This window comes from Burkholderia sp. MSMB617WGS, assembly GCF_001532025.2.
GTDB lineage: Bacteria > Pseudomonadota > Gammaproteobacteria > Burkholderiales > Burkholderiaceae > Burkholderia > Burkholderia savannae.
On sequence record NZ_CP013457.1, the window covers coordinates 2,551,215 to 2,574,102 of the forward strand.

Here is a 22,888-nt window from a genome sequence, read left to right on the forward strand (position 1 = left end):
AAAAATCCTAAAACAAGTCGCGCGCCTTGACGATCGAACGATGTGCGGAGCGATTAGCTCGGCTCCGCAATAAAACAAGACAAGCAAAAGGAAGGACCTGTCCATGACGATTTCGCGTCAGGCGCTGTTCGGCAAGCTCGGGGGCACGCTCTTCAGAGGGATCGAGTCGGCGACGGTCTTCTGCAAGCTGCGCGGCAACCCGTACGTCGAGCTGGTTCATTGGCTGCACCAGTTGTTGCAGCAGACCGACTCGGATCTGCACCGCATCCTCCGGCACGCGGGCATCGAGCGCGACGCGCTGGATCGCGACATGGCGCGCGCGCTCGCCGCGCTGCCCGCGGGCGCCAGCTCGATCAGCGATTTCTCGCATCACGTCGAATCGGCCATCGAGCGCGCATGGGTGCTCGCGACGCTGCGCTTCGACGATCGGCGCATCCGCGGCGCGTGGCTCGTGGCGGCGCTCGTGGGCACGCCGGAGTTGCGGCGCGTGCTGCTCTCCATTTCTCCGGCGTTCGGCAAGCTCGGCGCGGACGGCATCGACGACGCGCTGCCCGCGTGGATCGACGGCTCCCCGGAAGCCGCCGACGCGCCCTACGACAGCCGCGATTTCGCGCCCGTCCCGGCGGGCGCCGCATCCGATGCGATCCCGTCGGCGCCGACCGGCGCGCCGATCGAGCCGTACTGCGCGGATCTCACCGCGCGCGCGAAAGACGGTGGAATCGATCCCGTCGTGGGTCGGGAGCTGGAAATCCGCACGATGATCGACGTGCTGCTGCGCCGCCGGCAAAACAATCCCCTCCTCACGGGCGAGGCGGGCGTGGGCAAGACGGCCGTCGTCGAAGGCCTGGCGCTCGCGATCGCGGCGGGCGACGTGCCGCCGAAGCTCGCCGGCGCACGTCTGATGAGCCTCGACGTCGGCGCGCTGCTCGCCGGCGCGAGCGTGAAGGGCGAATTCGAATCGCGCCTGAAAAGCGTGCTCGAGGCCGCCGCGAAATCGCCCGCTCCGGTCATCCTGTTCGTCGACGAAGCGCACACGCTGATCGGCGCGGGCGGCCAGGCAGGCACGGGAGACGCGGCGAACCTGCTCAAGCCGGCGCTCGCGCGCGGCACGATCCGCATGATCGGCGCGACCACGTGGTCCGAATACAAGCGGCACATCGAGAAAGATCCCGCGTTGACCCGCCGGTTCCAGGTGCTGCAAGTGCAGGAGCCGGACGAGCAGGCCGCGGTCGACATGGTGCGCGGCCTCGCGCGGACGTTCTCGCGGCATCACGGCGTCCTCGTGCGCGACGAGGCGATCCGCGCCGCGGTGACGCTGTCGCATCGCTACATCCCGTCGCGCCAGTTGCCGGACAAGGCGATCAGCCTGCTCGACACCGCGTGCGCGCGCGTCGCGCTTTCGCAGCACGCGGCGCCGCGCGAACTGCAGGACACGCGCCGGCGCCTGCGGGCAGCGCGCACCGAGCTCGACCTGCTCGGGCAAGAGGCGCGCATCGGTCTCGCGGCCGAGCAGTCCGTCGCGGCTTGCGTCGGCCGGATCGCGGCGCTGTCGGCCGAAGAGGCGGCGCTCGACGCCCGCTGGCAGGCGCAGATCGAAGCGGCGCGGGCGCTGCTCGCCGCGCGCGAGGCGGCGCTCGCCGAAGACGCGGCCCCCGAAGGCACGGCACCCGAAGGCGGCGCGATGCCGAGCGCGCCCGCCGCGGCGCTCGGCGCGCTCGAGCGCGGCTTCGCGGCGGCGCAAGGCGACGCGCCGCTCGTATTCCCCGAAGTCGACGAGGCGATCGTCGCGCAGATCGTCGCCGACTGGACCGGCATTCCGGTCGGCCGGATGGTGACCGACGAAGTCGCCGCCGTGCGCGCGCTGCCCGCCACGCTGGAGGCGCGCGTGATCGGCCAGGCCGACGCGCTGCGCCAGATCGGCGAACGCGTGCAGACCGCGCGCGCGGGCCTGAGCGATCCGCACAAGCCGCTCGGCGTGTTCCTGCTCGCGGGCCCGTCCGGCGTCGGCAAGACCGAGACCGCGCTCGCGCTGGCCGAGGCGCTGTACGGCGGCGAGCAGAACCTGATCACGATCAACATGAGCGAGTACCAGGAAGCCCATACCGTGTCGGGCCTGAAGGGCGCCCCGCCCGGCTACGTCGGCTACGGCGAGGGCGGCGTGCTGACGGAGGCCGTGCGCCGCCGCCCCTACTCGGTCGTGTTGCTCGACGAGATCGAGAAAGCGCATCGCGACGTGCACGAAGTGTTCTTCCAGGTGTTCGACAAGGGCTACATGGAAGACGGCGACGGCCGCTACATCGATTTCCGCAACACGACGATCCTGCTCACGAGCAACGTCGGCGCCGAGCTGAGCGCGAGCCTGTGCGCCGACGCGGCGCTCGCGCCCGACGCCGCGCGCCTGCGCGACGCGCTCGCGCCCGAGCTCCTGAAGGCGTTCCCGGCCGCGTTCCTCGGCCGCGTCGCCGTCGTGCCGTACCGGCCGCTCGAGCACGGCGCGCTCGCGCGCATCGTGCGCCTGCACCTGGATCGCGTGGCCGCGCGCATGGCCGGCCACCATCGGATCGCCGTCGCCTATCGCGACGCGCTCGTCGACTACATCGTCGGGCGATGTCTCGTGCAGGAAACCGGCGCCCGGCTGCTGATCGGCTTCATCGAGCAGCACGTGCTGCCGCGCCTCTCCGCTCTGTGGCTCGACGCGTTCGCCTCGAAGGCAGTCCTCGCGCGCATCGACATCGACGTCGCAGATCCGGCCGCGCCGCCCCCGGAAGCGCTCGTGTTTCGTCCGGTCGGCGCGGACCCTGCGACGTCCTCCGCGACGCCGCGTCCCGCCGCGCAGGCTCACTGACCCTGCCCTCTTCTCTCTTTCATGGAGCCAGGCATGTCCGCAATCAGCAGTTCCCAGAAATTCATCGCGCGCAATCGCGCGCCACGCGTGCAGATCGAGTACGACGTCGAGGTCTACGGGTCGGAAAAGAAGGTCGAGCTGCCGTTCGTCATGGGCGTGCTCGCCGACTTGTCCGGCAAGCCCGTCGCGCCGCTGCCGTCCGTCACCGACCGGCGCTTCCTCGACATCGACATCGACAATTTCGACGAGCGCATGAAGGCCGTCAAGCCGCGCGTCGCGTTCGCCGTGCCGAACACGTTGACGGGCGACGGCCAGCTGATGGTCGACATGACGTTCGAGAGCATCGAGGACTTCTCGCCCGCCGCGATCGCGCGGATGGTCGATCCGCTGCGGCAACTGCTCGAGGCGCGCACGCAGCTCGCGAACCTGCAGACCTACATGGACGGCAAGTCGGGCGCGGAATCGCTCGTCAACCAGTTGCTGCAGGACGACGCGCTGCTGCGCTCGCTCGCGGCCGCGCCGAAGCCGCGGCTCGCGGGCGAGGCGAACGGCGCCGACGCCGCGGCGCGCGAGCGCGACGCCGACTGACCGGCCGAACAGGGCAACCCGAGGAAACCATCATGAAAAAACAGCAACCGCAGGCGGCCGGCGCCGAGACGCAACAGCAAACGCAATCGCAGGCCCCATCGCAGGCCCAATCGCACGACGCCCAATCGCAGGCCCAACCGCAATCGGATTTCGCGCAGTTGCTCGCGCACGAGTTCCGGCCGAAGACCGAGCAGGCCCGCGAGGCCGTCGAGTACGCGGTCCGCACGCTCGCCGAGCAGGCGCTCGCGCAAGCCGCGACGATCAGCGACGACGCGTACAAGAGCATCGCCGCGATCATCGCGCAGATCGATCACAAGCTTTCCGAGCAGATCAACCTGATCCTGCATCACGAGGATTTCCAGAAGCTCGAGTCGGCGTGGCGCGGGCTGCATCACATGGTGTCGAACACCGAAACCGACGAGCGCCTGAAGATCCGCTTCATGGACATCTCGAAGGAAGAGCTGCGCCGCACGCTGCGGCGCTACAAGGGCCAGTCGTGGGATCAGAGCCCGCTCTTCAAGCAGATCTACGAAGAGGAATACGGCCAGCTCGGCGGCGAGCCGTACGGCTGCCTCGTCGCCGATTACTACTTCGACCACACGCCGCCCGACGTCGACCTGCTCGGCTCGATCTCGAAAGTGGCCGCGGCGGCGCACACGCCGTTCATCTCCGGCGCGTCGCCGTCGGTGCTGCAGATGGAATCGTGGCAGGAGCTGGCCAACCCGCGCGACCTGACGAAGATCTTCACGCAGAACCTCGAATACGCGTCGTGGAACGCGCTGCGCAGCGCGGACGACGCGCGCTACATCGGCCTCGCGATGCCGCGCTTCCTCGCGCGCCTGCCGTACGGCGTGCATACCAACCCGGTCGACGAGTTCGATTTCGAGGAAAACACGAACGGCGCCGATCACCGCCATTACGCGTGGGCGAACGCGGCGTACGCGATGGGCGTGAACATCAACCGCTCGTTCCGGCTCTACGGCTGGTGCTCGCTGATCCGCGGCGTCGAATCGGGCGGCACGGTCGAGAGCCTGCCGTGCCACACGTTCCCGACCGACGACGGCGGCATCGACATGAAGTGCCCGACCGAGATCGCGATCTCCGACAGGCGCGAGGCGGAGCTCTCGAAGAACGGCTTCATCCCGCTCGTTCACCGCAAGAACACCGATCACGCGACCTTCATCGGCGCGCAGTCGCTGCACAAGCCGGCCGAATACGACGACGTCGACGCGACCGCCAACGCGAACCTGTCGGCGCGCCTGCCGTACCTGTTCGCGTGCTCGCGCTTCGCGCACTACCTGAAGTGCATCGTGCGCGACAAGGTGGGCGCGTTCAAGGAGCGCGAGGACATGCAGCGCTGGCTGAACGAATGGATCATGAACTACGTCGACGCGGACCCCGCCAACTCCTCGCAGGACACCAAGGCCCGCCGGCCGCTCGCCGCCGCCGAAGTGCTCGTCGAGGAAGTGGAAGGCAACCCGGGCTATTACCAGGCGAAGTTCTTCCTGCGGCCGCATTTCCAGCTCGAAGGCCTGACCGTGTCGCTGCGGCTCGTCGCGAAGCTGCCGTCGATCAAGGAAGCCGCCTGACCCATTGCGGGCCGGCGTCCTCGGCTGGCCGGCATCGCGGCTTCACCGCGACACCGGCTGTTTTTTGTCATCAACGCAAGAGAGCAAGTTCATGGCTCAAGATATTTTTTTGAAGATCGACGGGATCAACGGCGAGTCGCTCGACGACAGTCACAAGGACGAAATCGAAGTGCTGAACTGGGGCTGGGAGATCGAGCAGGCGTCGACGATGCACACCGGCAGCGGCGGCGGCGCGGGCAAGGCGACCGTCCGGGATCTCACGTTCGAGCATGCGATCGACCGCGCGAGCCCGAATCTGATGAAGTACGCGCTGACCGGCAAGCACGTCGATCAGGCCGTGCTCGTGATGCGCAAGGCGGGCGGCAATCCGCTCGAGTACCTGAAGCTCACGATGAGCGACGTGATCGTCACGCGGGTGAAGCCGTCGGGCAGCCGCACCGATACGGAGCGCAGCCGCGAGACCGTGTCGCTGTCGTTCGCGAAGGTCAAGCAGGAGTACGTCGTGCAGAACGCGCAAGGCGGCAGCGGCGGCGCCGTCACGACCAGCTTCGACATCAAGGGCAACAAGGAAGCCTGAGCGGCGTGAGCGCGCGTGCGGCGGGCGCGGCCCGCGTCCGCCGCACGCACCCGCCTTCGATCGCCTCACCCTTAGCACGGTGAATCCGCATGCGCCCGACCACGCTCGCCGCCTTCTTCGCGCTCCCGCTCGCGCTCGCCGCATGCGCGGGCGGCCCGCCGACGCCGAAGGAACCGACGCGTCTCGAGTTGACCGTGCGCGCCGCGCCCACGGTCAATCCAGACGACCTGAAACGCGCGGCGCCGATCGCGGTGAGCGTCTATGAGCTGAAGACCGACGGCGCGTTCAACGCCGCCGATTTCTTCACGCTCGACGACCAGGACAAGACCGTGCTCGCCGACGATCTCGTGTCGCGCGAACGCTTGCTGCTGCGCCCGGGCGAGCGCATGACGCTGCGCCGCAAGATCGATCCGGCCGCGACCGCGCTCGGCGTCGTCGCGGCCTACCGCGATTTGCCGAACTCGGTCTGGCGCGCCGCGTATCCGCTGCCGCCCGCGCGCGAGGCGGCCTGGTATCGCTTCTCGTCGCCGAAGCTGAGACTCACGATCGATCTCGACACGCACGCGGTGAGGATCACCGAAACCGGAAAATGACACGAACGTCGGAATGACACCATGAGCTGGCATAACAAGGTCGTCTGGAGCGAGGGACTGTTCATGCGCCCGCAGCTGTTCCAGCAGCAGGAGCGCTACCTCGAGCACTACGCGCACCGGCGCACGGCGCCGCTCTCCCCGTTCTTCTTCGGTTTCAGCCACTACAGCCTCGACACCGAGGCGCCCGCGCTCGGCAAGATCGTCGTCAAATCGGCGAGCGGCGTATTCGCCGACGGCACGCCGTTCGACGCGCCCGGCAGCACGCCGCCGCCCGCGCCGCTCACGATCCGGCCCGAGCACCTGGACCAGGTGATCTATCTGGCCGTGCCGATCCGCGTGCCGAACGGCGAGGAAACCGCGTTCGACCATGCGGCCGAATCGCTCGCCCGCTACGTCGTGTTCGAGACCGACCTGCGCGACACCAATTCGATCGGGCAAGGACCGAAGACGGTCCAGCTGTCGAACCTGCGGCTGCGGCTGATTCCCGAGAAGGAACTGACGGACGCGTGGATCGGCCTTGCGCTCACGCGCGTGAAGACGATTCGCGCCGACGCCAGCATCGAGCTCGACGACACGCTGATTCCGCCCGTCACCGGTTACGGCGCGAGCGACACGCTCGCGAGCTGGCTCGCGAAGATCCACGACCTCACGCGCCTGCGCGCGAACGCGCTCGCCGAGCGCCTGACGGGCGCTGACGGCAAGACCGGCTCGACGGCCGAAGTATCCGATTACCTGCTGCTGCAGACGCTCAACCGCTACGAGCCGCTGCTCCAGCATCTGCAGCGGGTGCCGACCACGTCGCCCGCCGAGCTGTACGCGCTTCTCGTCGGCATGGCGGGCGAGTTGTCGACCTACGTGCGCACCGACACGCGCCGCCCGCTCGATTCGCATCCGCCGTATCAGCACGTCGCGCCGCACCTGTGCCTGAAGCCCGTCGTCGACGATGCGCACCGGCTGCTCAACGCGGTGCTTGTGCGCAGCGCGCAGAGCATCGCGCTGTCGGATCAGGAGCACGGCATCCTCAACGCCGTGGTGGACCCGGCCGACGTGCAGGGCTTCACGGCGGTCGTGCTCGCGGTGCACGCGCAGATGCCGCCCGATCTGCTGCAACAGCAATTCGCCGCGCAGGCGAAGGCGGGGCCTTCCGAACGGCTGCCCGATCTGGTGCGCAGCCACCTGTCCGGCATCGCGCTGCAGGCGCTGCCGGTACCGCCCCGGCAGATTCCGTTCAACGCGGGCTACGTCTACTACGAACTGTCGCGAACGGGGCCGCTGTGGGACGAAGTCTCGCGGCACGGCGGGCTCGCGCTGCACATCGCGGGCGAATTCCCGTCGTTGCGGCTCGAACTGTGGGGAATCCGGGGATAGCGGCGCGTGCAGGAAGCGACCGGGCTGTCGCGCATGCAGGTCGCGTTGATCAATCGAACGAACCGGGAGAACGCCCGTGAGCTCAGAAGCCGTCCAACGTCCGGACCCGCCCGGTCCGCCACCGACCGATCCCGCCGTGACGGCGTTCGCCGAGCACGCGCGCGCGCCGTCCCCCGCGATGCCTCCGGCCGCGGAATCGCCCGCCGCCCGCCTCGCGGCGGTCAAGGCCGCCGCGAATCCGCTGCTCGAAGCGGCGCGCCCGCTGCTGCGGGCGTTGTCGGACATGCCGGACAGGCTCGAGCGCGAAGGCGCCCAGCAGCTGCGCCTGCTGCTCGAGCAGGAAGTGCGCCAGTTCCAGCGGCTTTGCGAGCAGGCGAACATCCGGCGCGACCACATGCTCGGCGCGCGCTATTGCCTGTGCACGGCGCTCGACGAAGCCGCGATGCAGACGACGTGGGCCCGCTCCGGCGACGGCAACTTCGGCACCTGGATCAGCGAAGGGCTCGCCACGTCGTTTCACGAAGACCGGCAAGGCGGCGACAAGGTGTATCTGCTGATCGGCCGGCTGATGAGCTCGCCGCAGGAGCACCTCGATCTGCTCGAAGTCGTGTACCGGGTCCTGAGCCTCGGCTTCGAAGGCCGCTACCGCTACGAAGCCGACGGCCAGCGCAAGCACGAGACCGTGCGCCAGCGGCTCCACAACGAGATCGCCTCGCAACGCGGCCCCGTGTCCGTCGCCCTTTCGCCGCACTGGCAAGCCGATGCGAACGGCAAGCGCCTGTCGTTCTACGATTTCCCGGTGCGGATCACGGCAGCCGTGCTGTCGCTGATCCTGCTCGGCCTGTTCGGCTATTTCAAATACGCGCTGTCGAGCCGCGGCGCCGACGTGCAGATGCAGATCGCCGCCATCGGCCGCATGACGCCGCCGGCCGCGCGCGCCGAGCTGCGCCTCAAGGTGCTGCTCGCGAGCGAGATCGCCGCGGGAACGGTCCGCGTCGACGAAGACGCCCGCCGCAGCTCCGTGACGTTCCGAAGCGACGCGATGTTCGCGCCGGGCGGCGCGGCCGTGAATGCGGCGATGGGCGCGCTGATCGCGAAGATCGCGGCCGAGATCGCGAAGGTGCCGGGCAAGGTGACGGTGATCGGCTACGCCGACGACGCGCCGATCAAGAGCCGACAGTTCGCATCGAACGAAGCGCTGTCCGAGGAGCGCGCGACGCAGGTCATGCAGTTGCTCCAGGCGGGCGGCGTGCCGGCGAGCCGTCTGGAATCGGCCGGCCGAGGCGACGCGAACCCGATCGGCGACAACCAGACCGTGCAAGGCCGCGCGCTGAACCGCCGCGTCGAAATCACGGTCGCGCACTAACTCCCCGGCCATTCGGATGCCGACATGAACAAGTTCCTGTCCTTTCTGGTGTCGCGCCAGTTCCTGGCCTTCGTCGCGTTGCTGCTCGTCGCGCTGCTGATCTGGTTCGTCGGCCCGTTCGTCGCGTTCGGCGGCCTCGAGCCGCTCGCGGGCGCGGGCATGCGGATCGCCGCGATCGCGCTGCTGCTTGCGGGCGCGCTGCTATGGCTCGCGGGCCGCTCGACGAGCGCCGCGTTCGTGGCGCTGCTCTGCCTGCTGATCTGGCATGCGTCGCCGCTGCTCGCGTTCGGACACGCGACGCCCTTCGCGCCGCCCTCGGTCCGCGCGATCGCGATCGCGGCCGTGCTCGCGGTGTTTCTGATCCATCTCGCGTTCCGGCTGCTGCAGAGGATGCGAGCGGACCCGGATTTTCTCCAAAGCCTGCTCGATGTCGGCGGCAAGCGGCACGAATCGCCCGCGGCCGGCCAACTGGCCAGGGTCGGCGCGGCCGTCGCCGGCGCGCTCGCGCGCCTGAAGGCGATGCGCACCGGCGCCCGCGGGCTCGGGCGCCTGTTCCAGGGCAAGCGCTACCTGTACGAACTGCCGTGGTACATCACGCTCGGCTCGGGCGCGTCGGGCAAGACGAGCGCGCTCCTGAACGCCGGCCTCACGTTCCCGGTGGCCGCGCAGATGCAGCGGGCCGCGGGCATGGTTTCGGGCCGCGACGGGTCCGTCGACTGGTGGCTCACCAACGACGCGGTGCTGATCGACACGGCCGGCCATTACACGCGCCACGGCACGTCGCTGCATGCGTTGCCCCGGCCGTTCGTCGCCGCGCGGTCCGGGCGCCCGGACGCAGGCGAATCCGCGGCGCGGGCCGACGCGCGCCGCGCGGACGGCCCGGCCGCCGGCCAGGCCCGCGCGGCCGCCGCGGCCCCGGCGAGCGCGACGAGCGCGACGAGCGCGACAAGCGCCGCCCCGGACGACGGACCGCAAAGCGCATGGCGGCAGACCGTCGACGCGGCCGAGTGGCTCGGCTTCCTGCGCATGCTGCGCAAGCACCGCCCCCGCGCGCCGATCAACGGCGCGCTGCTCGCCGTCGACGTGGCCGCCCTGACGAGCGCCGACGAGACCGCGCGCCACGCCGAAGCCGCCGCGCTGCGCGCACGGCTCGCCGATCTGCGCACCGAGCTCGGCATCCGCTTTCCCGTCTATCTGCTCGTCACGAAGATGGACCGGCTGCCGGGCTTCAGCGAATACTTCAGCTCGCTGACCACCGAGGGCCGTGCGCAGGCATGGGGCTTCACGCTCGCGTACGACAAGGAGACCGTCGCGCAAGACGGCATCCGCGCGCGCTGCGCCGAGGAGCTCGACGCGCTGGCCGCGCGGCTCGCGGCGGGCACGAACGCGCGCCTGCAGGAGGAGCACGACGCGCTCAGGCGTCGCAAGCTGTCCGCCCTTGCCGAGGAATTCCTCGTGATGACGCGCTCGCTCGGCGAGCTGATCGACCGCGTGTTCGTCGATTCCCGCTACGACGACACGCAATACCATTCGACGCTGCGCGGCGTGTATTTCACGAGCGCCGCCCAGACGGACAGCGAGGCGCCGGCGCAAGCGCGCACCGTGATGCAGCGTCTCGCGGCCGCGATCGGGCGCGCGCCGGCGCCGATCGCGTGCGCGCCCCGGCACGAGGGCAACCGGAGCTTCTTCCTCCATGATCTGCTGACGAAGGTCGTGTTCCCGGATGCGCATCTGGTGCAGCCGAATCTGCGGTGGGAATACCGCTCGCGAACGCTGTGCATCGTCGGCCACGCGCTCGCGCTGCTGCTGTTCGCGTGGGCGGCAATCGGCCTGCGCGTCAGCGCGGGCAACAACGGCGATTACCTCGACGCGATCGGGCGCAAGACGGCCGCGCTCGCGTCGCGGGTCGGCCAGTCGTACAGGGAGCCCAAGCCCGAGGCCGTGCCCGACACGCTGAGCGAAGCGCGCGATTTGCCCACGTACCCGGGCCTCGACCTGTCGGAGCCGGACAGCGCCTGGCGCTTCGGCCTGTACGCGCCGCCCGGCATCGTCGCCGAAAGCCGTCGCACCTACGACGCGCTCGCGGACAACCTGCTGCTGCCGCAGATCGTGAAGCGGATCGAAACGGTGCTTTCCGACGCGATCGCCCGCCGGGACGCGAGAGCCGCCTACGACGCGCTGCGCGTCTACCTGATGCTGTACGACAAGACGAAGTTCGACGCCGCGCGGATCGAGGCGTGGGTGCTCGACGACTGGGCGAAGACCGACAGCGCGGCGATCTTCGGCGGCCGCGCGTCGATGATCGCGCACGTCGAGCAGCTTTTTTCCGGCGAGCGCGTCGTGCAATCGCCGCTGATCCGCAACGACGCGCTGATCCGCCAGGCGCGAGACTTTCTCGACGGCAGCAATGCGACCGCGCGGCTCTACGAGCGCGCGAAGGCCGCCATCGAGAAAGAAGCGCCGGACGAATTCACGCTGATCCGGGCCGTCGGCCCGCAAGCGGGCACCGTCTTCACGCGAGCGAGCGGCGCGCCGCTTTCGCGCGGCGTGCCGGGCCTCTTCACGTTCGACGGATACCGGCGCCTGTTCGACAAGCGGCTGCCCGAATTCGTGCAGGCCGCGCGCGAAGACGACGCGTGGGTGATGGGCCGCGCCTATCTGGGCGGCGCTCAAAAAAAAACGGCTGCGATCGTGAACGCCGCGACGGGAGCCGACGATCCGCTGACGGAGGCGATTCGCCGGCAATACCTGATCGAGTACGCGCAGCAATGGGATGACTTTCTCGGCGACATCCGCACGGTGACGGGCACGAGCCTCGGCTTCAACCGGCTCGTGCTGCGCAGCCTCGCGGCGCCGGATTCGCCGCTCGCCCGCCTCGCGCGCGCGGCGGTGAACGAGACGACCCTCGCCGGCCCCGTCGCCGCGGCGGACCGTTCGTTCCTGCAAAAGGCCTCCGACGAGCTGAGCCGGAAAGCGGACCAGGCGCTCGGCATACGCGCCGAGGAGCGCGTCGAGCGCGAACTCGTCGACAACCATTTCGCGGCGCTGCGCGAAGTGGTGACGGGCGGCGCGGACACGCGCACGGCCCCGCCCCCGTCCGCCGCGCAAGCGGGCAAGACCGGGCTCGACGCCGTGACGAGCCTGCTGAACGACTACTACACCGCGCTCACCGTCGCGGACGACGCGCTCACCAGCAATGGCATGCCGCCCGCGAGCGACGCGGCGGCGAAGCTGAAGATGACCGCGGACACGATGCCCGCGCCGTTTCGCGCGGTGCTGATCGATCTGTCGGTGCAGGGCTCGCGTGAAGTGAATCGCGGCATCGGCCAGTTGCTGTCGCGACAGCTGGAGGCGAAGCTCGGCGACGCGTGCCGGCTCGCGATCGCGGGCAACTACCCGTTCGCCTCGGACAGTCGGCGCGACGTCGGCATCGACGATTTCACGCGGGTCTTCGCGCAGGGCGGCGTGATCGACGACTTCTTCACGAACGCGCTCGCGCCGTTCGTCGACACGTCGACGAAGCCGTGGCGCTACAAGACGCTGCCCGGCGCGACCGAACCGGTGCAGGGCCCCGACCTCGAGCCGTTCCAGCATGCGAAGGCGATCCGCGACATCTTCTTCGGCGGCTCGGGCCACAAGCAGATGGCGTGGAAGGCCGACATCCGGATTCCCGAGCTGGACCCGACGATCACGAGCCTCGCGATCGACGTCGACGGACAGACGTCGCTCTACCAGCACGGGCCCGTTTCCCCGATCACGGTGAGCTGGCCGGGGCCGCGCGGTGGCGTCCACGCGGAAATCACGGCGAGCCCGCGCATCCGGCCCGATACGTCGACGGTGTCGACGGACGGGCCATGGGCGCTGCTGCGCCTGCTGCAGAAGGGGCACGTGAGCGAAACGGCGACGCCCGGGCGCACGCGCGTCGCGCTCGACTTCGACGGCCGCCGCGCCGTGCTCGACATCGCGAGCGCGGGCAGCGTCGCCAACCCGCTGACGAGCGACGTGCTGAAGACGTTCCGGTGTCCCGGCGCGATGCCGATGTTCAGCCTCGCGGATACGGGCGCGCCGCCGGGATTGCCGCCGGCGGGGCTGCCTGCGATGCCGGGAGAGAAGGCCGGGCGGGTTGCGCGGCGCGGGGGAGCGGCCGGTTAGTTCGAATCGGTTCGAATCGGACCGATTCGGTTGGCCCGGTTCTGTTGACTCGGTTCGGTTGACTCGGTTCGTTCGGTTGGCCCGGTTGGCCCGGTTGGCTCGGTTGGCTCGGTTGGCTCGGTTGGCTCGGTCGGCTCGGTCGGCTCGATTCTGATCAGTTCGGGCTAGTTCGGCGCAGGTCGAATGCTCTGGTCTTTGCTCGCCGGATGGCGAGCGCGCCGGATACGGCGAAGTTGCGTCCGGTCCGTGCACGCATGCGCAACGGCCGCTCCGTCACGCCCCTGACGCGCCCTGCCGCGCCGCATTTGGATGCCTCGCACGCGGGCGCGCGGCGGATACCGGCGCCCCGTCGCTCGAACCGCGGCCGCACGCGCACCGGCAAGCCGACGATGCGCGATCGCGCCGCGCGTGCATGAACGCCTCGGGCCTGCCGTGAAGCCTCGGCTTCCCACGCGGCGCCGGGGGCGTTCATCGGCAGCGCGCCGATCAACCGGCGCCCGCCTCCCCGCTTCGCACCGGCTCGCCCCGATCCGAGCCGCCGCGCGCCAGCACGGGTTCGAGCGCGCGCCCCGTATGACTCGCGCTCACCTGCACGAGCCCTTCCGGATGCGCCGCCGCCACGATCGCGCCGCCGCCCACGCCGCCCTCCGGGCCGAGGTCGATGATCCAGTCCGCCTCCGCGATCACATCGAGGTCGTGCTCGATCACGACGACGCTGTGCCCCGCGTCCACGAGCCGGTGCAGCACGCGAATCAGCTTCGCGACGTCCGCCATGTGCAGGCCCACGGTCGGCTCATCGAGCACATAGAGCGTATGCGGCGCCTTCTGGCCGCGCCGCGTGATGTCGTCGCGCACCTTGCTCAGTTCGGTGACGAGCTTGATGCGCTGCGCCTCGCCGCCGGACAAGGTCGGCGACGGCTGGCCGAGCGTCAGGTAGCCGAGGCCGACGTCCTTCATCAGTTGCAGCGGATGCGCGATGTTCGATATCGGCGCGAAGAACTCCACCGCCTCGTCGATCTCCATCGTCAGCACATCGCCGATGTTCCTGCCGCGCCACGTGACCGCGAGCGTCTCCGGATTGAAGCGCTGCCCGTGGCACACATCGCACGGCACCTTCACGTCGGGCAGGAAGCTCATGCCGATCGTGCGCACGCCTTGCCCTTCGCATGCCGGGCAACGCCCTTCGCCGGTGTTGAACGAGAAACGCGACGCCGTGTAGCCGCGGGCGCGCGCCTCGAGCGTATCCGCGAACAGCTTGCGGATCGTGTCCCACACGCCGATGTAGGTCGCCGGGCACGAGCGCGGCGTCTTGCCGATCGGCGTCTGGTCGACTTCGAGCACGCGGTCGATATGTTCCCAGCCGCTGATCGCCTCGCAGCCCTGCCACGCGTGCATGACGTCGAACGACGGCCGCGGCGCGCTGCGCGCGAGCACGCTCGCGCGGCGCTTCGCCGCCTGCGCCGCCAGCGAACCGCCCTTTTCCGCACCCTTTTCCGCACCCTTTTCCGCGCCCTGCTGCGCGGCCTTGCGCGCGCGGCGCGTGGCCGGCGACGACAGCACCGAGCGGCCCACCGCATCGAGCAGGTTCGTCATCAGCACATCGCGCGCGAGCGTCGACTTGCCCGAGCCGCTCACGCCCGTCACCGCGACGAGCCGCGCGAGCGGAATGCCGACCGTGACGTCGCGCAGGTTATGCAGCTTGCCGCGATGCACCGTCAGCCAGTTCTCGGGCACCGCCGCGCCGTTCTTCGCGCCCGGCGGGCTCACGCCGCGGCGCGGCTGCAGCGGATGCACGATCGGATGCGCGAGGAAGCGCCCCGTCAACGAATCGGCCTGCGCGGACAGGTCCGCGACCCCGCCCTGCGCGACCAGCGTGCCGCCGCGCTTGCCGGCGCCCGGGCCGACATCGATGATGTGATCGGCGCGGCGAATCGTGTCTTCGTCATGCTCGACGACGACGAGCGTATTGCCCTTGTCGCCGAGCTTGCGCAGCGCGTTCAGCAGGATCTGGTTGTCGCGCGGATGCAGGCCGATCGTCGGCTCGTCGAGCACGTAGCAGACGCCTTGCAGGTTGCTGCCCAGCTGCGCCGCGAGCCGGATGCGTTGCGCCTCGCCGCCCGACAGGCTCGGCGCGGCGCGATCGAGGCTCAGGTAGCCGAGCCCGACTTCCTCGAGAAACGCGAGACGGCTGCCGATCTCGCTGACGACGTCGCGCGCGATCTGCGCGTCGCGCCCGCCGAGTTGCAGGCCGTCGATCCAGCGGCGCGTATCCGACACCGTCCATTGCGCGACATCGACGATCGGATGGCCGTCGAACATCACCGCGCGCGCGGACGGATTCAGTCGCGTGCCGCCGCAATCCGCGCACGGCTCGTCGCCGACGCCTTCCGGTTCCTGCTCGTCGGACGGCAGCGTCTGCTCGCGGCCGCGGCCGTCTTCGGCGAACACCGTGTCGTCGTAGGCCGCGCGCTGCTCGCGCGTGAGCGCGACGCCGGTGCCCACGCAGGTCGTGCACCAGCCGTGCTTGCTGTTGTACGAGAACATCCGCGGGTCCAGCTCCGGGTAGCTCGTGCCGCACACCGGGCACGCGCGCTTGACCGACAGCACCTTGATCTCGCCGATCCGCGCGGTCGAATGATCGTTGGCCATCGCATGATGCAGGCCGTCGAGCGGCGCGAGCAGATGCATCACGCCCTTGCCGAGCTCGAGCGTCTCGGCGAGGCGCTGCCGCAACTCGGCCTCGCGGTCCGGCGACACGACGAGATCGGCCACCGGCAGCTCGATCGTATGCTCGCGGAAGCGATCGAGCTTCGGCCACGGGTCCACCGTCACGAACTCGCCGTCCACGCGCAGATGCGTGTTGCCGCGCGCCTTCGCCCACTTCGCGAGATCCGTGTACACGCCCTTGCGGTTGACGACGAGCGGCGCGAGCAGCCCGACATGCTCGCCGCGGTGATCGCGCAGCAACTGCGCGGCGATCGATTCGACGGTTTGCGAGCTGACCGGCGTGCCGTCGTGAATGCAATGCTGAAGGCCGAGCTTCACGTACAGCAGCCGCAGGAAGTGCCACACTTCGGACGTCGTCGCGACCGTGCTCTTGCGGCCGCCGCGCGACAGCCGCTGCTCGATCGCAACCGTCGGCGGAATGCCGTACACCGCATCGACTTCGGGGCGCCCCGCCGGCTGCACGATCGAGCGCGCGTACGCGTTCAGCGATTCGAGGTAGCGGCGCTGGCCCTCGTGAAAGAGGATGTCGAACGCGAGCGTCGACTTGCCCGAACCGGACACGCCGGTGATCACGTTGAACTTGCCGTGCGGAATGTCGACGTCGAGCGCCTTCAGGTTGTGCTCGCGCGCGTTGACGATCCGCACGACGTCCTCTCCCTCGACCGCGCGCCGCGCACGCGCCGCATTCAACGCAGCCTGCAGCGGCACGCCCTCGTCGGCGAGCCGCGCTTCGGCATCCATTGCGCGCTCGTAGTGCGTGAGCGCCGCGCCGGTATGCGATCCGGCGCAGGCCTTCACGTCGTCCGGCGCGCCCGCGCACAGCACGAAGCCGCCGCCGTCGCCGCCTTCCGGGCCGAGGTCGATCAGCCAGTCGGCCGCGCGGATCACGTCGAGATTGTGCTCGATCACGATCAGCGAATGGCCGCTTGCGAGCAGCTTGCCGAACGCCTGCATCAGCTTCGCGATGTCGTCGAAGTGCAGCCCCGTGGTCGGCTCGTCGAACATGAACAGCCGCGCTTGCGCGACGCGCGCCTCGCGCGTGACGACACGGCGCCCGCCGGCGGCCTTCGCCGATTCGGCGAGAAAGCCCGCGAGCTTCAAGCGCTGCGCCTCGCCGCCCGACAGCGTCGGTACCGGCTGGCCGAGCTTCACGTATTCGAGCCCGACGTCGACGATCGGCTGCAGCACGCGCAGCACCTCGGCGTCGGCGGCGAAGAACGCCGCGGCTTCGCTGACGGTCAGGTCCAGCACGTCGGCAATGCTGAGCGCGCGGCCGTCGCGCTCGATCCGCACTTCGAGGATCTCGGCGCGGTAGCGCTGCCCGTCGCAGTCCGGGCAGCGCAGATAGACGTCGCTCAGGAACTGCATCTCGATGTGCTCGAAGCCGGAGCCGCCGCACGTCGGGCAGCGGCCGTCGCCCGAGTTGAAGCTGAATGTGCCCGCGCCGTAGCCGCGCTGCAGCGCGAGCGGCGCCTTCGCGAACAGCTTGCGGATCTCGTCGAACGCGCCGACGTAGCTCGCCGGGTTCGAGCGCGTGGTCTTGCCGATCGGGGATTGATCGACGAACACGACGTCGCCCACCTGCTCCGCGCCCGTGAGGCGGCGGTACGCGCCCGGCGACTCGGTCGCGCGGCCCAGATGCCGCGCCATCGCCGGGTAGAGCACGTCCTGCAGCAGCGTCGATTTGCCGGAACCCGACACGCCCGTCACGCAGACGAGCCGCTGCAACGGAATCTCGACCGTGACGTCGCGCAGATTGTGCTCGCTCGCGCCCTCGAGCACGATGCGCGGCGTGTGCGCGTCCACCGGCCGGCGCGACCAGTGCGACGCATGCGCGACATGCTTGCGGCCGCCGAGATACTCGCCCGTCAGCGTGCGGGCCGAGCGGATGTCGCCGGGCGTGCCGTCGTAGACGATCGTGCCGCCGCGCTCGCCCGGGCCGGGCCCCATGTCGATCAGCCGGTCGGCCGCGAGCATCACCGACGGATCGTGCTCGACGACGACCAGCGTATTGCCCGCGTCGCGCAAGCGCTGCATCGCCTCGACGATCCGGTTCAGGTCGCGCGGATGCAGGCCGATGCTCGGCTCGTCGAGCACGAACAGCGTCTTCGTGAGCGAGGTGCCGAGCGCCGTCGTCAGGTTGATCCGCTGCACCTCGCCGCCCGACAGCGTGCGGCTCTGCCGGTCGAGCGTCAGGTAGCCCAGCCCGACGTCGCACAGATATTTCAGCCGCGTGCGCACCTCGGCGAGCAGCAGCTTCAGCGCGTCGTCGAGCAGCGCGCTCGGCAGGCCGATGTCGTCGAAGAAGCGGCGGATGCGCTCGATCGGCAACAGCATCAGGTCGTGCACCGTCAGGCCCGGCAGCGCTTCGAGCTGCGCGCGGGTCCAGTCGACGCCGCGCGGCATGAAGCGGCCGGCCGGCGCGAGCGCCTCATCGGCGTTCGCTTTCGTGCCGAGCCGCCACAACAGCGACTCCGTCTTCAGGCGCGCGCCGCCGCACACCTCGCACGGCGTGTAGCTGCGGTATTTCGACAGCAGCACGCGGATATGCATCTTGTACGCTTTCGATTCGAGATAGCCGAAGAAGCGCTTCACGCCGTACCACTGGCTCTGCCACTTGCCGTTCCAGTCCGGCGAGCCGTTGATGACCCAGTCGCGCTCGGCGTCCGACAGTTCGGCCCACGGCACGTCGCGCCGGATGCCGGCCTTCGCCGCATAGCGCATCAGGTCGTCCTGGCATTCCTTCCATGCGGGCGTCTGCATCGGCTTGATCGCACCGCCGCGCAGCGTCTTGCGCGCGTCGGGAATCACGAGGCCGAGATCGACGCCGATCACGCGGCCGAAGCCGCGGCAGGTTTCGCACGCGCCGTACGCCGAGTTGAACGAGAACAGCGCGGGCTGCGGGTCCGCATAGCGCAGATCGCTGTCCGGGTGATGCAGCCCGGTGGAGAAACGCCACACCTGGGGCTCTTCTGTTGCGTCGCCCGGGTTTTCCGGCGCCTGCGCGAGCACGTAGACATTCACCCGCCCGCCGCCGCGCTTCAACGACGCCTCGATCGCCTCGACCGCGCGCACCTTGTCGACCTGATGCAGACGGAAGCGGTCGGCCACCACGTCGAGCACCTTGCGCGGCCCGGTGGGCGACGCCACTTCGCGTCGCGCCTGCACCCGCGTATAGCCGCTCGCCGACAGCCACTGCTCGACTTCCTCATCGGTCGCGGTTTCCGGCAGCTCGACCGGAAACGTGACCGCGAGCCGCGGATCGTGATCCGCCGTGCGCGCGAAGAGCTCCGCGTAGATCGTCTCCGGCGAGTCGTGCCGCACCGGCTGCGCGGTCATGCGGTCGAACAGTTCCGCCGCGCGTGCGTACAAGAGCTTCAGGTGGTCGTTGAGCTCGGTCATCGTGCCGACGGTCGAGCGCGAACTGCGCACCGGATTGGTCTGGTCGATCGCGATCGCGGGCGGCACGCCGTCGACGCGGTCCACCTGCGGCCGGTCCATCCGGTCGAGAAACTGCCGCGCGTACGCGCTGAACGTCTCGACGTAGCGCCGCTGGCCTTCCGCGTAAAGGGTATCGAACACGAGACTCGATTTGCCCGAGCCCGACGGGCCGGTGACGACCGTCATTTCGCCGGTGCGCAGATCGAGATCGAGATTCTTGAGATTGTGCTGACGTGCTCCGCGAATGCGGATCAGATTGCTGGATGACAATTTGTCTGCCCGTCTGAATGTGTTAGCCAGGGATTCGCTGCGCCGGAAGGCTGCGGGACGCTCGCAGGCGCGGCGCCCGCGCCGCGATGCGGACGCCGTCGCGGCTCAATCGCGATGAGTACTATACTGTATGTTTATACAGCTTTCCATGACTATCTTGGATTTGCGGCGGACGGGGCGGCGCTTTGGTGGTTTGGGGCGGACGGAGGCCGACCCGTCACGCCTGCGCGCTGGCTACAATGCGAGTTCAAGTTCACTCTGAGCACGGTGAGTGCGGCTCCGCGTGATGTTCGGGGTGCAGTCGCGCAGTGTCGCCTGCTTTTCAGCCCGTTGATCTTTCAGGAATTTCTGGCCCGCCCTACACGATTCGAACGTGTAACCTACGCCCTGGAGGAACGGCAATTTGAAAATTGACGCAAACCGAAACGCAACAAAATCAAAGACTTGCAGCGATCACCACATCTGAACCGCTGCGCTTCCGGTCCCTATTCTTGCCATTTCGCAACGATTTTCGACAAGATTTCGTCAAGGTAGCAATGCCGGATCTCGGCTGTCTGCTTGTTGCGCAGTGCAACGCGTGCACGCTTTCAGGCTGCGGCTTTTGCAAAATGGCTATACGCATAGAGTGCTGGTTGCTCGACTCCCGGAGCCGGACTCCCCTATTTATATGAGTGCGCCGGGTGACACCGCAGAACACTTGACCCGTCCCGATACGCCCCTGATACTTCGCGACGTGACCAAGGGTCAACGTAGCTTTGCCCGAACCAGATTCATTTCGAAATTCAATGTGGACAAGAACTCAAAATGACGAAGTACGCCCTGTGGAATAACAAAGGAGGCGTCGGAAAGAGCTTTCTCACTTTCTCTCTCGCTTGCGAATATGCACTAGACAACCCAGACGAGGATGTTCTAGTACTTGACCTCTGCCCTCAAGCAAATCTTACCGAAATGCTACTCGGCGGCAAGGATCTCTCGGGTGCAGCGCTGGATGAACTCTATAAGCAGAAGCCTCGACGCTCCATCGGTGGTTATTTTGAGTCTCGGTTAACATCTCCGTTTGTAGCGCCAGCAGACGTTACGGATTTCATTTGTCGTCCGCACACCATCAATGAAAATCTCCCGGAGAATATCGCGCTTGTAGCCGGCGACAACTTACTCGAATTGCTTTCAGAGGCTATGCGGCAAGCGTCTCAAATGGCACTTCCATACGACGCGTGGCCTAAAGTCATGCGCTGGGCGTCGGATCTAATTCGATCGTTCACCGAATACAGCCAAGCGTCGGACGTGGTCACGTTCATCGACTGTAATCCAAGTTTCTCGATCTACACGCAAGTCGGTCTTTCGGCCGCAGACTATCTGATCATTCCTTTCACCGCCGACGATAGCTCTCGTCGTGGTGTAGAGAACGTTCTTGCTCTCCTATATGGCCTCTCAGCTAATGAGTTACAGGGATATGCCAAGCTTAGCTTTTCAAAAAAAGCAACGGACGAAGGCGTCGATATACCCAAGCTGCACACTTTCGTGAGTAATCGGGTGACCATGTACAAAGGAAAGCCGAGTTCCGCATTTCAAGCCAAGAGCGCGCCGATTCGTGCGGTTATCGAGACGACAGCAGCACAGAACAAGCGCTACTTTGCCTCGTATCGAAATGTGGCAGATCTTTTTGCGGAAATGCCCGACTACCATTCCGTCGCCGTTGTAGCATCGTCCGAAGGGTGCCCTTTGTCGCTTATGAGGTCGGGTCACCATCAGATTGATGGGGACCTTGTCCAAGTGAATCAAAACGCAATCGACAAATACACAAAGGCAATCAAAAAGCTCGCGGAGAGGCTCTGAGATGCCATCCAGCGCACTAACCAAATTCCGGGCAACTCACACTGGCGCGATGGTGTTGAAATCCCATGCCGGCACGTCGTCGGCTGCATGCGCTGATCAGCCTTTCGTCGATCAAACGTGCTTGAAAGCGGCGATCGCCCTTGCGGTCGGCTGCTGGGAAGGTTACATAGAAGGTGCATTGAGAGAATTCGTTTCCCGCACGCGCGTACAGGCGCATCGAAAAGCTTGGGGGCTAATTGCTCAGTTCGAAACGATAGTCGACAAGATGGCAGCCGATCTAAATACTCCAAGCTGGGAAAAGGCGCGCGAGCTGCTGATGACCGCCACAGGTATGGATCCATACTCATCATGGATCTGGGCGCCAAAATTCACAAATCAGACAGACACTAAGGTATTTTTTGATGGAATCATGAGCGTCAGACATGCTTTCGCCCATGGCTTTTCGATACCCGCAAACGTCCCCGGCCTTGCTGTGCCCGGCATGCTAGATATGGCGTATGTAGACGACGCTCTCAGTTGCTTAGAGTTCTTCGCCAGAACAACTGATGAGTTGCTGGAACATGAACTCACCCATCGGCACGGATGCCATTCCGGGTGGAATTAGGCGAAGTGCAGTTTGAGCCTGTCAGGATTTTCGTGTGTTAGGCGGGTTAAGACTCAGATTGCGATGCTGAATCGCTGCGGGTAAAGCAACGCAAACTGCGTCATCGCGCTTTTCCAATCGCGCCGGGAGCCGGTCCACTTGGCAACGACGTTACGCAGCATCAGCCAGATCAGCTTAAGTGCGGCCTCGTCCGACCGGAAGTGGCCGCGTGCCTTGATGATCTTCCGAAGCTGCATGTGCAATGACTCGATCGCGTTGGTCGTATAGATAATCTTCCGGATGTCCGGCGCGAACGCGTAAAAGGGGATGACCTGTTCCCAGGCCCGGCGCCAGAGCGCGGCAATCGGCGGGTATTTCGTGCCCCACGGGCCGGCGTCGAAGGCATCCAGCGCCACGGCGGCTGCCTCGGCCGTCGGCGCCCGGTAGACCTCCTTGAGCGCGGCGGCGGCCGCCTTGCGATCTTTCCAGTTCACGAAGTCGAGCGAGTTCCGGATCAAATGCGCGATGCAGGTCTGAACCGTCGTTTCCGGGAACACGGAGTTGATCGCTTCCGGGAAGCCCTTCAGGCCGTCGACTACGGCGATCAGAATGTCCTGCACGCCACGCAGGTTCAGGTCGTTGACGACCCGCAGCCAGAACTTGACGCCCTCGGTCTGCTCGATCCAGAGCCTGCCCACGCGTCAGCGAAAATGCGAGCGTATTCGAGCACGGTGACTGCAGTTTCGCATGCTGGCCGGAGTGCAATCCAGCAGTGCGCTCGATTCGTAACCCATTGATCTTTCATGAATTTCTGGCCCGCCCTACACGATTCGAACGTGTGACCTACGGCTTAGAAGGCCGTTGCTCTATCCGACTGAGCTAAGGGCGGTCGCGGAGGAGGAAGATGGCGGCAAGCGCCGCGCATTTGACGCTGCGGGAGGCTGCCGGACGCC

The 22,888-nt window shown here is 67.5% G+C and carries 11 protein-coding genes, 1 tRNA gene and 1 pseudogene; 10 read left to right on the plus strand and 3 right to left on the minus strand.

Annotated elements, in window-relative coordinates:
• The first annotated feature begins 103 nt into the window (after positions 1-103).
• From tssH to tssM, 8 genes are all read left to right on the plus strand, one after another.
• Positions 104-2,845, plus strand: coding sequence for a type VI secretion system ATPase TssH (gene tssH / locus WT60_RS12495; RefSeq protein WP_060355364.1), 2,742 nt, complete (start codon positions 104-106; stop codon positions 2,843-2,845).
• 33 nt (positions 2,846-2,878) lie between these two features.
• Entirely contained in the window at positions 2,879-3,433 is a 555-nt protein-coding gene (tssB, locus tag WT60_RS12500) for a type VI secretion system contractile sheath small subunit (protein ID WP_038751399.1), read from the plus strand.
• A gap of 32 nt (positions 3,434-3,465) precedes the next feature.
• Positions 3,466-5,022 carry a type VI secretion system contractile sheath large subunit gene (gene tssC / locus WT60_RS12505; RefSeq protein ID WP_082759189.1) on the plus strand — a complete coding sequence of 519 codons (1,557 nt, stop codon included), beginning with the start codon at positions 3,466-3,468 and terminating at the stop codon, positions 5,020-5,022.
• 91 nt (positions 5,023-5,113) lie between these two features.
• The gene (locus tag WT60_RS12510; RefSeq protein ID WP_059582918.1) at positions 5,114-5,599 is read left to right on the plus strand and encodes a type VI secretion system tube protein Hcp; all 486 of its coding nucleotides are present in this window, start codon (positions 5,114-5,116) and stop codon (positions 5,597-5,599) included.
• An 89-nt stretch (positions 5,600-5,688) separates the two neighbouring features.
• The gene (tssJ, locus tag WT60_RS12515) at positions 5,689-6,192 is read left to right on the plus strand and encodes a type VI secretion system lipoprotein TssJ (RefSeq protein ID WP_038751405.1); all 504 of its coding nucleotides are present in this window, start codon (positions 5,689-5,691) and stop codon (positions 6,190-6,192) included.
• A gap of 21 nt (positions 6,193-6,213) precedes the next feature.
• Positions 6,214-7,560, plus strand: a complete 1,347-nt coding sequence (gene tssK / locus WT60_RS12520; protein WP_060355363.1) for a type VI secretion system baseplate subunit TssK — start codon at positions 6,214-6,216, stop codon at positions 7,558-7,560.
• Positions 7,561-7,696: 136 nt separating this feature from the next.
• Positions 7,697-8,926, plus strand: a complete 1,230-nt coding sequence (gene tssL / locus WT60_RS12525; RefSeq protein WP_052145138.1) for a type VI secretion system protein TssL, long form — start codon at positions 7,697-7,699, stop codon at positions 8,924-8,926.
• Between the two features lie 24 nt (positions 8,927-8,950).
• Entirely contained in the window at positions 8,951-13,078 is a 4,128-nt protein-coding gene (gene tssM / locus WT60_RS12530; protein WP_060355362.1) for a type VI secretion system membrane subunit TssM, read from the plus strand.
• A gap of 486 nt (positions 13,079-13,564) precedes the next feature.
• Here tssM and uvrA read toward each other — a convergent pair whose 3' ends face one another.
• Positions 13,565-19,516: an excinuclease ABC subunit UvrA gene (gene uvrA, locus WT60_RS12545; protein ID WP_060355361.1), complete on the minus strand. Its 5,952-nt coding sequence runs from the start codon at positions 19,514-19,516 to the stop codon at positions 13,565-13,567.
• Positions 19,517-20,320: 804 nt separating this feature from the next.
• Here uvrA and WT60_RS12550 point away from each other — a divergent pair.
• Together WT60_RS12550 and WT60_RS33610 are read left to right on the plus strand one after the other, a co-directional pair.
• Positions 20,321-21,352 (plus strand): ParA family protein, encoded by a 1,032-nt coding sequence (locus WT60_RS12550; RefSeq protein WP_081989896.1) that lies wholly within the window; start codon positions 20,321-20,323, stop codon positions 21,350-21,352.
• 1 nt (position 21,353) lies between these two features.
• Positions 21,354-21,956, plus strand: coding sequence for a hypothetical protein (locus tag WT60_RS33610; protein WP_145986780.1), 603 nt, complete (start codon positions 21,354-21,356; stop codon positions 21,954-21,956).
• A 53-nt stretch (positions 21,957-22,009) separates the two neighbouring features.
• Here WT60_RS33610 and WT60_RS12555 read toward each other — a convergent pair.
• Both WT60_RS12555 and WT60_RS12560 read right to left on the minus strand, forming a co-directional pair.
• A pseudogene (locus WT60_RS12555) lies at positions 22,010-22,624 on the minus strand (IS256 family transposase); the annotation flags it as partial.
• Positions 22,625-22,747: 123 nt separating this feature from the next.
• Positions 22,748-22,824, minus strand: a tRNA-Arg gene (locus tag WT60_RS12560).
• Positions 22,825-22,888 lie beyond the last annotated feature (64 nt).

Bases quoted from the DNA above. Each gene is read 5' to 3' on its own strand.
- tssH (WP_060355364.1), top strand. From the start codon at position 104: ATGACGATTTCGCGTCAGGCGCTGTTCGGCAAGCTCGGGGGCACGCTC.
- tssB (WP_038751399.1), top strand. From the start codon at position 2,879: ATGTCCGCAATCAGCAGTTCCCAGAAATTCATCGCGCGCAATCGCGCG.
- tssC (WP_082759189.1), top strand. From the start codon at position 3,466: ATGAAAAAACAGCAACCGCAGGCGGCCGGCGCCGAGACGCAACAGCAA.
- WT60_RS12510 (WP_059582918.1), top strand. From the start codon at position 5,114: ATGGCTCAAGATATTTTTTTGAAGATCGACGGGATCAACGGCGAGTCG.
- tssJ (WP_038751405.1), top strand. From the start codon at position 5,689: ATGCGCCCGACCACGCTCGCCGCCTTCTTCGCGCTCCCGCTCGCGCTC.
- tssK (WP_060355363.1), top strand. From the start codon at position 6,214: ATGAGCTGGCATAACAAGGTCGTCTGGAGCGAGGGACTGTTCATGCGC.
- tssM (WP_060355362.1), top strand. From the start codon at position 8,951: ATGAACAAGTTCCTGTCCTTTCTGGTGTCGCGCCAGTTCCTGGCCTTC.
- WT60_RS12550 (WP_081989896.1), top strand. From the start codon at position 20,321: ATGACGAAGTACGCCCTGTGGAATAACAAAGGAGGCGTCGGAAAGAGC.
- WT60_RS33610 (WP_145986780.1), top strand. From the start codon at position 21,354: ATGCCATCCAGCGCACTAACCAAATTCCGGGCAACTCACACTGGCGCG.